Here is a 13282-nt window from a genome sequence, read left to right as displayed (position 1 = left end):
CAACATTGCCACCATGTTCAGATAGCGCTAAAATCTTCTCAAGGTTTTTTGTCAAAAATTACTAATCGCACCTTTTCTGGTTAGAATAGTATAATTGTTCTGATCAAAAAAAACAAAGCTACCTTAACGCATCTTTGTTAAATCCTATATTTAGAGACTCTAATGGCAACTAACACAGCGGATACTGGCAAACAAAAAGCACTGAGTATGGTGCTAAACCAAATTGAGCGCAGTTTTGGTAAAGGAGCAATTATGCGTTTGGGTGATGCTACCCGAATGCGAGTGGAAACCATTTCTACCGGGGCACTAACCCTAGATTTGGCTTTGGGTGGTGGTTTACCCAAAGGGAGAGTCATAGAAATCTATGGACCAGAAAGTTCCGGTAAAACCACTGTGGCCCTCCACGCAATTGCGGAAGTGCAAAGAAATGGGGGTATAGCAGCTTTCGTGGATGCAGAACACGCTCTGGATCCTACCTATGCAGGTGCATTGGGTGTGGATATTGAAAACCTGCTGGTTTCCCAACCAGATACTGGTGAAGCTGGTTTGGAAATAGTTGATCAGTTAGTACGCTCCGCCGCAGTTGATATAGTAGTAATTGACTCTGTAGCTGCCCTAGTACCTCGCGCTGAAATAGAAGGGGATATGGGTGATGCCCACGTGGGTTTACAAGCTCGATTGATGAGTCAGGCTCTACGTAAAATTACTGGTAATATTGGTAAATCCGGTTGCACAGTTATTTTTATTAACCAATTACGCCAAAAAATAGGAGTTACCTATGGTAGTCCGGAAACTACCACAGGTGGTAACGCCCTGAAATTTTATGCTTCTGTAAGGTTAGATATCCGCCGAATTCAAACACTGAAAAAAGGTTCCGATGAATTTGGTAATCGGGTTAAGGTTAAGGTAGCAAAAAATAAAGTTGCACCACCCTTTAGAATAGCTGAATTTGACATTATCTTTGGTAAGGGGATTTCAACCCTGGGTTGCTTGGTAGACCTAGCAGAAGAAACAGGTGTGCTAATTAGAAAAGGTGCATGGTATAGTCATAACGGAGAGAATATTTCCCAGGGTAGAGATAATGCCATCAAATACTTGGAAGAGAAATCTGATTTTGCCGAAAAAATTAAAGAGCAGGTACGTGCTAAACTAGATCAGGGGGCGGTAGTTTCCGCCAATTCTGTGGCTAAGTCCACTGAAGAGGAAGTAGAGGAGGAAATGGAAGAAGAGGAATAAACGTGGCCCGGGAGATGGCTCAATGTTAGAATTGTACTGTTTCAAATTCAAAGGTGGTAATCAGACTGTCGTCAACATAAACTTCTATCTTGTGTTGACCAAGAGGATCGCCAGGAGATATTTGCCAGTAGTTTTCAATCACACCATCTTTCGCCATTTGGGTGCGCCTTGTAATTGCTGTGGTACCATCTGCTCCCAGGGAGAAGTTATGTTTTTTATCCTGTGTAATCCATGTTTCTGGAGCTTTTGGTAAACGCAATACCTCCCGCCATTTTACTTGACCTCGATAATTTTCCAGGGTAATTCGCCAACCATAAACATCACCCCTCTTTAGTGGTATCCTGGTTGTAGGGAAAAAATTAACCTTACCCTGACCATCAACTATTCTCACTCCGAACTCTGATTTTAAGACGGGAATTGATTGGTTGTTAGGTAAGGGAAAAATTTCTGGAGGTTCTGGAGGTAATTGTGCCACAACTCTATTATTCAACTCCAAACCCCCTAAATCAACTCCCAGGGTCAACCACAGAAAAGCTAGGCAAAACTTGACTGATGTGAACTTCATAACCTTTTCTTGCTAGATAATTGTATTTGTAGAACTAGCCAATAATTCTATAATTGTCAGCCATAATCCGGTTTCTGTCTGTCAGCACAGGACCAATAAAAACCTATTATCGCAAACCCATTAACAATGTCTTTTTTTCGTGAAGATGAATTCCTGAACAATTTGGGCAATCAAGTTCTAACAGCTACCAGGTCGAAATTCCCTCAATTGTCTGATGACCAAATAGCTTTAACCTGGGTTGTTTACGACCCTCCTGTTATTGTCAACACGGGTGGCGCTTTGACCCCCGATGCTTTTTGGCATCATCCAGTCCGAGGTTTTAGTTATCGTGGTGGAGAGCGGGTCTATCCCGCTAGTATAGTAAAATTGTTCTACATGGTGGCAGCCCATGAGTGGTTGGAACGGGGAATGACCACCACCTCTAAGGAGTTGGAAAGAGCTCTCAATGATATGATTGTGGATTCTAGTAATGATGCTACTAGCTTGATAGTTGACATTCTTACCGGAACCACCTCTGGTCCAGAATTGCCCACTGAGCCTTTTGCTACTTGGAAGTATCAAAGACAAATTATTAACCGTTATTATCAGTCCCTGGGGTGGCAAGAAATGATGAGTATTAACGTTTGTCAAAAAACCTGGGGTGATGGTCCCTATGGGAGAGAAAGAGCTTTTTACGGGGAAATGTTTGAAAATAGAAATATGTTAACCACTAATGCTACTGGTCAGTTGTTACATAGTATTGTGGGTGGTGTGGCGGTTTCTAGTCAGCGTTCTCAGCAAATGCTGACCCTACTCAAGCGAGAATTTAGTACTGATGAATTACTAAAAGATTTAGAAGAAGATCAAGTTACAGGTTTCTTAGGAAGTGGCTTGCCTCAAAATAGCCAAATCTGGTCAAAAGCGGGTTGGACTTCTTCTGTACGCCATGATGCTGCCTATATTGAGTTACCCAATTACCATCCTTATCTTTTGGTAGTTTTTACAGAAGGGAAGGAAAACGCTAAAAATCGGGAAATTCTGCCTTTTATCTCCGCTGAGATTGCTCACACCATGACCAAGTTGTGACTTGTTGTTCATGATTTATGAAAATTTTGTCCGGCGATAGATTTCTTTCATGGGAATTTCCACGTTTATACTGTGGAAGATAACTGATTGCTCAATTTGGTCATAAATTTCCAGTTGCCAAACATTGTTTTTTTCCCCATGTTGTTTAGAGTATTGTTCAACGTATAGTTCATCCTGAGCAACTAGTACGTATTCGATAAAACTGGGAAGGGAGCGATATTTTCTAAATTTGTCTCCCCTGTCATACTTTTCTGTGGAAGGAGACAGAACCTCGATAATTAATAGGGGGTTGAGAACTTCATCCGTGCGATTATGATTGAATTCCGGACTACCACCAATTACAAATATATCAGCGTAGGTTCCATGATTTAAGCTGGGGATCCAGATTCTTAAATCGCTATTATAAGTCTCAAAACTGCTATCTCTAAGAGCAAGGTTCAAAAAGGTAGTTATATCTACAGTAATACGACTATGAACTTCCGAACCTCCTGGCATAATAATTATCCTTCCATCTGCGTACTCATGACGTTCTTGCTCAGTTTCCTCCATCCTTCTGTACTCATCTGGAGTTAGGGGGATTTCAACATCATTCCTAGGAATTGCGATCGCTCGATTATTAGGACTATCACTGTAAATAACCATTAATTGACCTCAGCAAGTTCTAGTTTCTTGACAAGACTCACCATAACAAGGATTTACCTCTATAGAAACATGAGAAATAGTAGGAATATCTCTAAGTAACATTTTATAGTATTCTGGCGTTTTTGGATCATGGGTAACTAGGGAAATCATAGCTGCTAAATGATGCTGTCCAACATACCAAATATGTATATCCGTCACACGATTGTCCGAATTTTCCTCAATGGCGTTGACAATGGCCAACCTTATTTGTTTATCACCAGACCCATCCAATAAAATCAAACCGGTATCTTGTAGCAAACCGTAAGACCATTGACTAATTACTCCTGCACCCACCAGTCCCATTGCTGCATCCATCCATACCCAACCTAAAAATTTACCAGCAAATAAGGCAATAATAGCAAATATAGAGGTCAAAGCATCAGCTAAAACGTGAAAATAGGCAGCACGTAAATTATGATCCTGCTGATGTTCGTGATCATGTTCATGGTGATCTTGCAATAAAAAGGCGCTGACTATATTGACAAATAGGCCAATAACAGCTATTGTTATAGCCTCATTGAACTGAATTCCCGTGGGTGTAAAAAATCGCTGCAGCGATTCAATCCCCATGAAAAGGGCAATAATTCCCAAGACTACAGCACTAGTAAATCCAGCTAGGACGCTAACCTTACCAGTGCCAAAAGTATATTTAGGATTGTTGGCGTTATTGCGTGCGTATTGATAGGCAAAGACAGTAATACCAAAAGCTGCAACGTGGGTAGCCATGTGCCAACCATCAGCTAGTAAGGCCATGGAACCAAAAATGGTCCCTGCTGCAATTTCCGCTATCATAGTTAATGCGGTTAGCACCATAACAATTTTGGTACTTTTCTCAGCTTGATGCTGGTTACCAGAAAAATCGTGGGAATGTTGCCATTCTTCCAAAGTATGAATATGCACAGGTTTTTGACACTCCTTGTTTATTATAGAATGGATCGAGGGAAGAGACCCATGCGGGCGTTGGGTTTCACACAAAAAACGCTTGCAAACGTAGTTGCCAGCTAATTCGTTAATAATCTTTTGAAAAGTGCGATCGCGCAGACCTGGATCTTCCACAGCAAAAGCAGGATAGCTGATTATACTTAACAATGCGGCATCTACCTCTTTAGAAGCAGATTCTCTTGGCAATAAAGACTCTAAAGTAATTCTCCCCCTAGCAATTTCATCTGGTAGAACGTGAATAACCGATGCTTGACTGCCATAAACACCAAACAAGTTCAGCCCATTTATAGCCTCTAGTGCAGCTTTAGCCATTCCTAAAGAGCTGGCATTTAATTCTGCATTACCATGATTAATTTTATTGCCCCGTTCCCAGATACCATAATTAGGAGTGCGATAGGCCCTACCCACATAGTAAACTAGATTTTGAACAAAGTTAACTTCATCCAAAGTGAAAATAATTGACAGACCAGATGCAGTCATCTGTGCCAGAATCAATAAATATATGGATGTGGCATCCAGTTGTAAATGTCCCCATTCATCATCACCAACTACGATATCACCAGTGGTTGTGTTGTATTTGGCGTTGACGGTTGACCGATGACAGATCTTGTAATGGTTATTGGTTAGTCTCCTAATCTAAAATCTGAAATCTTTTGTTTCTTAATGTATGCTGAAAACGATATCATATAAGGCATCACTTCAGACATCACAGATTGAACGCGCCATGAAAGTAGAAACTATTCGCACAACGTTAACCATACCGAAAGAATTGCTAGAAGCAACTGATAAAGCAGTGTTAGAAGGCAAAGCTAAAAATCGCAATGACTTTGTGGTGCGAGCTCTGAAAAGAGAACTAGCAGCACAAAAACGAGCTGAAATTGATGCCGCTTTAGCGGAAATGACTAGAGACCCAGATTATCAAACGGAAGTTTTAAGGATGGAGGTGGAATTTGCTACGGCGCAATGGGAAGCGTTGCGGCTAGGGGAATCTCCACGATGAGAAGGGGTGAAGTTTATGATGCGCGTCTTGAAATGACTGAAGGTTCTGAACAGGGAGGAACCCGTCCAGTAATTATTGTGAGTCGTGACGTGATTAATCTATCTAGTCCGGTTGTTTTAGCAGTACCATGTACTACCTATCAAACGGGCAAGCGGGTTTATCCCACCCAAGTTTTGATTTTAGCACCAGATGGTGGTCTCAGGAAAGATTCGGTCGCAATGGCAGATCAGGTGCGGGTTTTATCGAAAACGCGCTTTTTGCGATTACGTGGTGTGCTTTCTGAGGTGGTTATGGCCCATCTGGCCCAGGCTTTATTAATTGCTTTGGATTTACCAGGAGAAAATAGTAGTTAATTCAGTCAGATGAGTCAGCAAAAGTTATGCTCCATTTGTAATAAAACGGTATTTCTATTGTTGTGGAATCCCCGGTCACAATGCAGCTATGAAAATACTCGGGTACTGAATAGCTCTCAATTTATTGCCCATATACCCACATTTTTCAACATTTATAAGACCTTTATCATGTAAAGGTCTTATAGCTTTAAACTGTAACCGTTTTCAACCCTGTCGGATGTAGCTGTAGCCAAGAAAGCCTATCTAGTAATCAACGTCGTTTGGCTGTACTGCGGTTCATTTCTCGGTTTTCTTCCTCTCGACGACGGCGATCGCGCCAATCAGCTAAGGTTAAATAAACTACACCGCCTGTAACCCCTACTAGTAACATTAGGGCAACTACAGCTAAAATATTCAGTAATGAACTCTCCACAGTTACCCTACAGTCCGTTACGTCCCCAAACGACCATGGCAATGGACCATGTAAAGACGACCATTAGCGATACCCAACCTAGTGTCAAAATCATAGTTCTACTTTTTAAAAACAAACCACACTTTCTTATTTTATCAGAAATTCGGTGGCAAAACTCTTTGCTGTTGGCAAAGCTTTCTGCTATACCGGAAATGTCAGCGTTATGGCAAGTGGTAGAAAATTGCCATTTAGGAAAGTTAAAGTGGAATTTAATCAACAACTTTTGAAACACTACTGGAAACGTCACTTAGAGTCAGAACACCAACAGCTACATTTATTCAGTTCTGTGCACGTTTTTGAAAGTTTACCATCAACAAATCAAATGGCGTGGCAATTGTTGAGTCAAGGGGAAAAACGGGGATGTGTAGTGATTGCCCAACAGCAAACTGCGGGAAAGGGACAGTGGGGAAGACAATGGCTATCTCCCCAAGGCGGATTATATATTTCCCTGGGCATACCTTTACAACTGGAAGTTGCCAATGGGTATCAACTAACTTTAGCCAGTGCTTGGGGAATTGCATCCCAGTTAAAAAATTGTGGCGTGGAAGCAAGAATAAAGTGGCCAAATGATTTAGTATTAAATCGTCGTAAACTGGGAGGCATTTTAACAGAAACTAAAGTTAAACAAGGACAAATTACCCAGGTGGTCATTGGCGTAGGTGTCAACTGGAAAAATCCCGTGCCAGAAACAGGTATTAACCTACATTCTTGGCAAAACGAGAATTTGTGGCCAATTTCTGGACTGGAAATGCTTGCTGCTCAGGTTTTACTGGGAATACAGTCCGGTCTGGATTGTTTACAAGACGAAGGAATAAGCATTGTTTTGTCCCGTTATCTGGATTTACTTATCAATTTGGGTGATCAAGTATGTGTCAATATCCCATTTTCAGGTAAAAATGAGGATAATTTAGTTGAAACTAGTGTTTTAGCTACCGTGGTCGGGGTTACACCCCAAGGTCATTTGCGCCTACAAACATCCGGTAATAGAGAGGAACTCATCCAAGGAGAAATTTCTCTTGAACCAGGTACAATCAGTTTGGGTTACACTCAATTCTCTGTTTAGTTGTTTTTAATCTGTCCATACTATTTTAAACTTACCCACAAATAAGGAAAAAATGCCCTATTCCCATAAATCTACTAAAAAGCAAAGACAGTATAATCAAGACTTAACAGCTAAACGCTTTGCTTCTACAGTACCTGCTCAAACTTTATCCTGGTTGAGCAGTATTAGCCTACTAAGTGGGGGTTTTGTATTTGCCCAAACCGAATTGCCAGTAGATAATATTGTCTCTACAGTGGAAGTTTCTCAACCAACTACATTGGGAGACAAGGGGCAAAATGGTCAGGTATCCCTACCCGTGGAATCCAAGGTGACGGAATTGAAAACTGGTGTGCAAACCCAGGGGAAGAATTCAGAAGTTAACTCAAATCTTGAAAGTGTTGCAACAGAGGGGAATTCTGAATCTAGGTCAGAAAGTTCTCCAACTTCAGTAATCTTGAAAGTTCCCGCACTTCCGGTCCTAAAGTCCCAACCTGAAACATTGCCTACTAGTACTCAACCCATCCCAGAAACATCCACACTAGTAATTCCAGTGACTAGTCAACCCAATAATAGTGACAACGGGAATACAGGTAAGGATTATAATAGCACTCAAATTGATCCCACGGAATATAACGGAAATAGTACCGTTAAATATGATGCACCTAGTTCCGTGGAAGTTACAGGAAGAACTCAAGATTGTAAAGCGGTAATCTCCCAGCCAGGGAAATCTGTTGGCACTTGTGGTGGCAAAAATCCCACTAATCCATCCGTAGCAAACTCTACCCAAAAGTCAGCACCTACTTGGCTAAAGAAAAGTGCAGCTGTGAATTTAGGTAAAAGCCCGCTTAAAACAGTACCCAATGAAAATGCACTAAGCACTAATAATAGCAGTCCCAGGCCCCAAGGTCAGAAGTCTGAGGAGGTTGTCAATTCCTTAGCTGCTACTGTGAATAATTCCCAAAATTGGCACAGTCTAGGATCCAATTCCAGTAGTCGTCATACCAGCGCGGGGGGTTATATGGGAAGAATTTCCACAAAGACTAGCTATAATCGACCTCGCGACCCCAGAGAATTTTCCTCTAACACAACGGTGACCCCAATTACTCCCAGTTTTGGCACCCTACCACCACCAATGATAGAAGGAAAGGTGGCACCCCGTCCCAGTAAGGTTGCTTATGATTTTGACCTAGCATCGGTTTTACCACAAGTCCCTTATATTAGTTCCTTTGCTGATAATGGTACTAATTCCGGTAGTGTCTCTGGTATTACATACCCATTATCATTTGCAGCGCCTATTACCTCCCTATTTGGTTGGAGAACACATCCTATCACGGGCGATCGCCGTTTCCATGCTGGGATGGACATTGCTGCACCCACAGGAACACCAATTTTAGCAGCAGAGAAGGGACAAGTAGAGATGGCTGATTGGATGGGTGGTTATGGTTTAGCAGTAACCATTAATCATGACCAGAGACAACAAACCCTTTACGGTCACATGTCAGAAATTTTAGTGCGTCCTGGACAATGGGTAGAGCCAGGAATGATCATCGGTCGTGTGGGTAGTACAGGCAACTCCACGGGTCCCCACCTTCATTTTGAGGTTCGTCACCTGACTGCCAATGGCTGGGTTGCTGTGGATCCTAGTATGCAGTTACAGGCCGGAATGAATAGTCTTTATAATAGAGTTGCCTATAACTACAACTCCCAAAGCAAACAACTACGATAAAGCTATTTCTAAAATGGTACAAGCCTAGACATAACCATGTTCCATTAAAAACGCTGGTGTGATTTCCTCTGAAGTTTGATGTTCTTGGTGTGACATATAAAGGAAATTTTCTACGTATTTACCGAGAATATCAGCTTCCAGATTCACCCAACTCCCCGGGACTAAACAGTTAAGATTAGTTTCTGAGTATGTGACTGGAATTACAGCCACAGTGAACTGGTAGTGTTCAGGTTGATATCTGGCCACCGTGAGACTAATGCCATTAATAGCGATGCTACCTTTGGGGACAATATAGCGAGCTATGTCAGGTGGTGCAATAAAGGTCATTTCCCAAGAGCTGGCTGTTTGTGCTGAGGAAACTAACTCACCAATTCCATCCACATGACCCATAACAAAGTGACCCCCTACCTTACCCCCCACGCGCAGGGAGGTTTCCAAATTCACATATCTACTTTGAACCTCCTTTGTGCCTAAAGTTGTTCGCTGTAGGGTTTCCGGTGAAGCAGTAGCAATAAAGCCTTCCTGGAGAAGTTCTTCTACTGTTAGACATACACCATCTACGGATACACTATCACCATAACTTAAATCTTTCATAATTGTACCTGTAGGACTTTCTAACGAATTAATAAGTGTAATCTGCCATAAATCTCCTGATAAAGGTTTAATCCTACCTAATCCTTGAATCAAGCCTGTAAACATAATTAACCTGCCAAATTAACTCTAATTGTGTCACAATCTGCGGTTTTGAGGAGAAAAAAGCAATAATTGCCCATCAAAATCTTCAAAACTTCTTCAATCTTCCAGACGCTTCCAGACAATTGATCAAATTTTCCCAACCGATTAAAATTCACACATTCCCATCAATCTCAAGGCATACTTGATTAAGATAATAATTGTGGAGGAGCATAATTTGGCCTAGGTCATTAGCAACAATAAAGTCTAGATAAAGTCCAGATGGTCTGGGTTTTATCCAGCAGTCTAATACAAGTCATTATAGAGAAGAAAAACCTTATGTTTACTTCTGTCTCACACAACTGGCTCAAGGGTAATTTTTACCACTTAGCACTCACGCTAGACAAGGATTTTAGAGGGTTAGCCAATGATTGAAATGAGAGTCGCTGGTATAGCATTAGATGCCATAACCCGCAGTCCGATCGTACTCCTGAAAGATAGTTCAGATCGTCGAGCTTTACCAATCTACATTGGTCAAGAGCAAGCTAGAGCTATCATGGGTGCTATGGAGCATCAAAAACCACCCAGACCTTTAACTCATGACCTCATGGTCAATATTTTGGAAGTGTGGGATATGACCCTAGAAAAGGTCATTATTCATTCTTTACAAAAGGATACTTTCTATGCAGCTTTAATTGTTCAGCAAGGTGATGTGAAAAAGGAGATTGATTCTCGTCCAAGTGATGCGATCGCCATTGCTTTACGTACCAATTCGCCTATTTGGGTGATGGAAGAAGTGGTGGCGGATGCTTCTATTCCTGTGAACCGTGATGCTGACGAAGCTGAACAACAAGCATTTCGGGAATTTGTTTCCAATCTTCGTCCGGAGGATTTAATTAAACGATTTGGCAATAGTGATGGTTAAGGTGTTCACTGACCATTTTTAATCATGCTTCTTCTACAGCCATTTCTATAGTGGAACTACTCTCTAAATTTAGGTCATGAAATACCGTCGTTTTGGTAAAACTAATTTAGACTTATCCGTGTTTTCCTTGGGGACAATGCGGTGTATAACTGATGTGGAAACTTTCCATCACACTATAGAAAAGGCTTTAGAATGGGGAATCAATCATTTAGAGACTGCTAGGGGTTACGGTAAAAGTGAGGAGTATTTAGGTACGGCTATTAAAACAGGTTTATCAGTACCCCGAGGTCAATTTTATATTACAACTAAAATCCCTCCTTGTGCAGATAATAGCACTATGGAGCGACATATTGATGAGTCTTTACAAAAACTAAATGTTGATTATTTAGATGCTTTGGGTATTCATGGCTTAAATACAGAGCAGCATTGGGAATGGGTAAAGTCTAATAATGGCTGTATGAAAGCTATACAGAAAGCAATAGAAGATGGTAGAGTTAAACATGTTGGGTTTTCTACCCATGGTAGTTTAAAGATTATTTTGGATGCCATTAATACAGATTATTTTGAGTTTGTGAATTTGCATTATTATTATTTTTTCCAGCGCAACAATTTAGCGGTTACAGTAGCAGCAGAAAAAGATATGGGTGTATTTATTATTTCTCCTGCAGATAAGGGTGGGAGACTGTATACGCCATCGGATAAATTAAAGGAACTGTGTCAACCCTTCACCCCTCTGGAATTGAACTATCGGTTTTTGTTGAGTGATTCGCGAATTACTACCCTAAGTGTAGGTGCTGGAAATCCAGAGGAATTAACTTTACCCTTGGCAGTTTCTGATAATACTAGTAATTTAACACCAGCAGAGGTCAAAGTTTTTAAAAACTTAGAAAACTACCAAACCCAAATTTTGGGAACTGATAAATGTAGTCAGTGTTATGATTGTTTACCCTGTCCGGAAAATATCAACATCCCCGAGATATTAAGGTTACGAAATTTATCGGTTGCCTACAATATGATTGATTATGGCAAGTATCGTTATGGAATGTTGGAAAATGCTGGTCATTGGTTTTCTGGAATGAGAGGAAACCGCTGTACAGAGTGTGGTGATTGCCTACCCAAATGTCCCGAGAGTTTAGACATTCCCCATTTGTTACAAAATGCCCATGAAACATTAAATGGCAAAAGCAGCAGAAGGTTATGGGATTAAGCGCTTGCAGCAACACCCTTTCCATCAGTTTTTTCGATTATAGATTTGTGGAAAATTGTGCGATCGCATATTTTTGCATATCTTTGCATATAAATTAATTATTATCTTAGCTTACAAACTTGTCTACACACATATAAAATACCTCCAGGAGGCGAAAACCCCCACCATATATAGGAAAATCCCTAATTGGCAAAATTATTAAAAATTTTGTAAAAACCCCTTTACAAAACTAAACATTTGTCTTAATATAAGTTCATAAGGTAGAAACACCTACCTGAACATACATAAACCCTCGGTTAAACCGCATTTATAAAAACATGACCACCACCATTCAACAGCGCCAAAGCGCCAACGTATGGGATCGTTTCTGTGAATTTATCACCAGCACCAACAACCGCCTTTATATTGGCTGGTTCGGCGTGTTAATGATCCCCACCCTACTTGCAGCTACCACTTGCTTCATCATTGCTTTCATTGCTGCTCCTCCCGTTGACATCGACGGTATCCGCGAACCCGTAGCTGGTTCCTTAATGTACGGTAACAACATCATCTCCGGTGCTGTTGTTCCTTCCTCCAACGCTATTGGCTTGCACTTCTACCCAATTTGGGAAGCTGCATCCTTAGATGAATGGTTATACAACGGTGGTCCTTACCAACTAGTAATTTTCCACTTCTTGATTGGTGTAGCCTGCTACCTAGGTCGTGAATGGGAACTATCCTTCCGTTTAGGCATGCGTCCTTGGATTTGCGTAGCATTCTCCGCTCCTTTGGCAGCTGCTACCGCAGTATTCCTAATCTACCCCATCGGACAAGGTTCATTCTCTGATGGTATGCCTTTAGGTATCTCTGGAACCTTCAACTTCATGATTGTGTTCCAAGCAGAGCATAACATCCTCATGCACCCCTTCCACATGCTAGGAGTAGCAGGTGTATTCGGTGGTAGCTTGTTCAGCGCTATGCACGGTTCCTTAGTAACATCTTCCTTAGTAAGAGAAACAACTGAAACCGAGTCTCAGAACTATGGTTACAAGTTCGGACAAGAGGAAGAAACCTACAACATCGTAGCAGCACACGGTTACTTCGGACGCTTGATATTCCAATATGCTTCATTCAACAACAGCCGTTCACTACACTTCTTCTTGGCAGCATGGCCAGTAGTAGGAATCTGGTTTACAGCACTGGGTGTAAGCACCATGGCATTCAACCTGAATGGATTCAACTTCAACCAATCAATCATTGATTCCCAAGGTCGTGTAATAGGTACATGGGCTGACGTAATCAACCGCGCTAACCTGGGTATGGAAGTAATGCACGAGCGTAATGCGCACAACTTCCCCTTAGACCTAGCTGCTGGTGAAGTAGCACCTGTAGCATTAACCGCTCCCGCAATCAACGGTTAATAACCAATACTGGTAAA

At 41.4% G+C, this 13282-nt stretch carries 14 protein-coding genes and 2 pseudogenes; 9 read left to right on the top strand and 7 right to left on the bottom strand.

Annotated features, from left to right (window positions below; all coding sequences use genetic code 11):
* The first annotated feature begins 162 nt into the window (after positions 1–162).
* Positions 163–1236, top strand: coding sequence for a recombinase RecA (gene recA / locus C6N34_RS09190; protein WP_057178312.1), 1074 nt, complete (start codon positions 163–165; stop codon positions 1234–1236).
* Between the two features lie 25 nt (positions 1237–1261).
* On the opposite strand, the gene C6N34_RS09185 is transcribed toward recA, so the two are convergent.
* Positions 1262–1801: a hypothetical protein gene (locus C6N34_RS09185; RefSeq protein WP_096547285.1), complete on the bottom strand. Its 540-nt coding sequence runs from the start codon at positions 1799–1801 to the stop codon at positions 1262–1264.
* Between the two features lie 126 nt (positions 1802–1927).
* Between C6N34_RS09185 and C6N34_RS09180 the strand changes: the two genes are divergently transcribed.
* Positions 1928–2866 (top strand): serine hydrolase, encoded by a 939-nt coding sequence (locus C6N34_RS09180; RefSeq protein WP_115539059.1) that lies wholly within the window; start codon positions 1928–1930, stop codon positions 2864–2866.
* Between the two features lie 15 nt (positions 2867–2881).
* Here the strand turns inward: C6N34_RS09180 and C6N34_RS09175 are convergent, their stop codons facing one another.
* From C6N34_RS09175 to C6N34_RS17205, 3 genes and pseudogenes are all read right to left on the bottom strand, one after another.
* A complete protein-coding gene (locus C6N34_RS09175; protein ID WP_057178315.1) occupies positions 2882–3508 on the bottom strand; it encodes a Uma2 family endonuclease in 627 nt (208 codons plus the stop codon).
* Between the two features lie 9 nt (positions 3509–3517).
* A pseudogene (gene dmeF / locus C6N34_RS17210) lies at positions 3518–4360 on the bottom strand (CDF family Co(II)/Ni(II) efflux transporter DmeF); the annotation flags it as partial.
* 159 nt (positions 4361–4519) lie between these two features.
* Positions 4520–5077, bottom strand: a pseudogene (locus C6N34_RS17205) (glycoside hydrolase family 15 protein); the annotation flags it as partial.
* A gap of 136 nt (positions 5078–5213) precedes the next feature.
* Here C6N34_RS17205 and C6N34_RS09165 point away from each other — a divergent pair.
* Both C6N34_RS09165 and C6N34_RS09160 read left to right on the top strand, forming a co-directional pair.
* The gene (locus C6N34_RS09165) at positions 5214–5489 is read left to right on the top strand and encodes a ribbon-helix-helix domain-containing protein (RefSeq protein WP_057178316.1); all 276 of its coding nucleotides are present in this window, start codon (positions 5214–5216) and stop codon (positions 5487–5489) included.
* Entirely contained in the window at positions 5486–5842 is a 357-nt protein-coding gene (locus C6N34_RS09160) for a type II toxin-antitoxin system PemK/MazF family toxin (RefSeq protein WP_006277017.1), read from the top strand. Before C6N34_RS09165 ends, C6N34_RS09160 begins: the two co-directional genes overlap by 4 nt.
* A gap of 250 nt (positions 5843–6092) precedes the next feature.
* On the opposite strand, the gene C6N34_RS09155 is transcribed toward C6N34_RS09160, so the two are convergent.
* A complete protein-coding gene (locus C6N34_RS09155; RefSeq protein ID WP_096543396.1) occupies positions 6093–6254 on the bottom strand; it encodes a hypothetical protein in 162 nt (53 codons plus the stop codon).
* Between the two features lie 7 nt (positions 6255–6261).
* A complete protein-coding gene (petN, locus tag C6N34_RS09150; RefSeq protein WP_071985122.1) occupies positions 6262–6348 on the bottom strand; it encodes a cytochrome b6-f complex subunit PetN in 87 nt (28 codons plus the stop codon).
* A 147-nt stretch (positions 6349–6495) separates the two neighbouring features.
* Between petN and C6N34_RS09145 the strand changes: the two genes are divergently transcribed.
* Positions 6496–7356 (top strand): biotin--[acetyl-CoA-carboxylase] ligase, encoded by an 861-nt coding sequence (locus tag C6N34_RS09145; RefSeq protein ID WP_040008827.1) that lies wholly within the window; start codon positions 6496–6498, stop codon positions 7354–7356.
* A gap of 52 nt (positions 7357–7408) precedes the next feature.
* A complete protein-coding gene (locus tag C6N34_RS09140) occupies positions 7409–9061 on the top strand; it encodes a M23 family metallopeptidase (RefSeq protein WP_057178322.1) in 1653 nt (550 codons plus the stop codon).
* A 24-nt stretch (positions 9062–9085) separates the two neighbouring features.
* Here the strand turns inward: C6N34_RS09140 and C6N34_RS09135 are convergent, their stop codons facing one another.
* Positions 9086–9760, bottom strand: a complete 675-nt coding sequence (locus C6N34_RS09135; RefSeq protein ID WP_115539057.1) for a riboflavin synthase — start codon at positions 9758–9760, stop codon at positions 9086–9088.
* Between the two features lie 400 nt (positions 9761–10160).
* Between C6N34_RS09135 and C6N34_RS09130 the strand changes: the two genes are divergently transcribed.
* The 3 genes from C6N34_RS09130 to psbA all read left to right on the top strand — a co-directional run bounded on the left by C6N34_RS09130 (position 10161) and on the right by psbA (position 13265).
* Positions 10161–10658, top strand: coding sequence for a bifunctional nuclease family protein (locus C6N34_RS09130; protein ID WP_006277027.1), 498 nt, complete (start codon positions 10161–10163; stop codon positions 10656–10658).
* Between the two features lie 76 nt (positions 10659–10734).
* On the top strand, positions 10735–11865 hold the full coding sequence (locus C6N34_RS09125) for an aldo/keto reductase (RefSeq protein WP_115539056.1): 1131 nt from the start codon (positions 10735–10737) through the stop codon (positions 11863–11865).
* Between the two features lie 317 nt (positions 11866–12182).
* A complete protein-coding gene (psbA, locus tag C6N34_RS09120; RefSeq protein ID WP_006277566.1) occupies positions 12183–13265 on the top strand; it encodes a photosystem II q(b) protein in 1083 nt (360 codons plus the stop codon).
* The last annotated feature ends 17 nt before the right edge of the window (positions 13266–13282 follow it).

Source organism: Cylindrospermopsis raciborskii Cr2010, from assembly GCF_003367075.2.
GTDB lineage: Bacteria > Cyanobacteriota > Cyanobacteriia > Cyanobacteriales > Nostocaceae > Raphidiopsis > Raphidiopsis raciborskii.
This window is presented reverse-complemented; position numbering and strand designations above follow the sequence as displayed.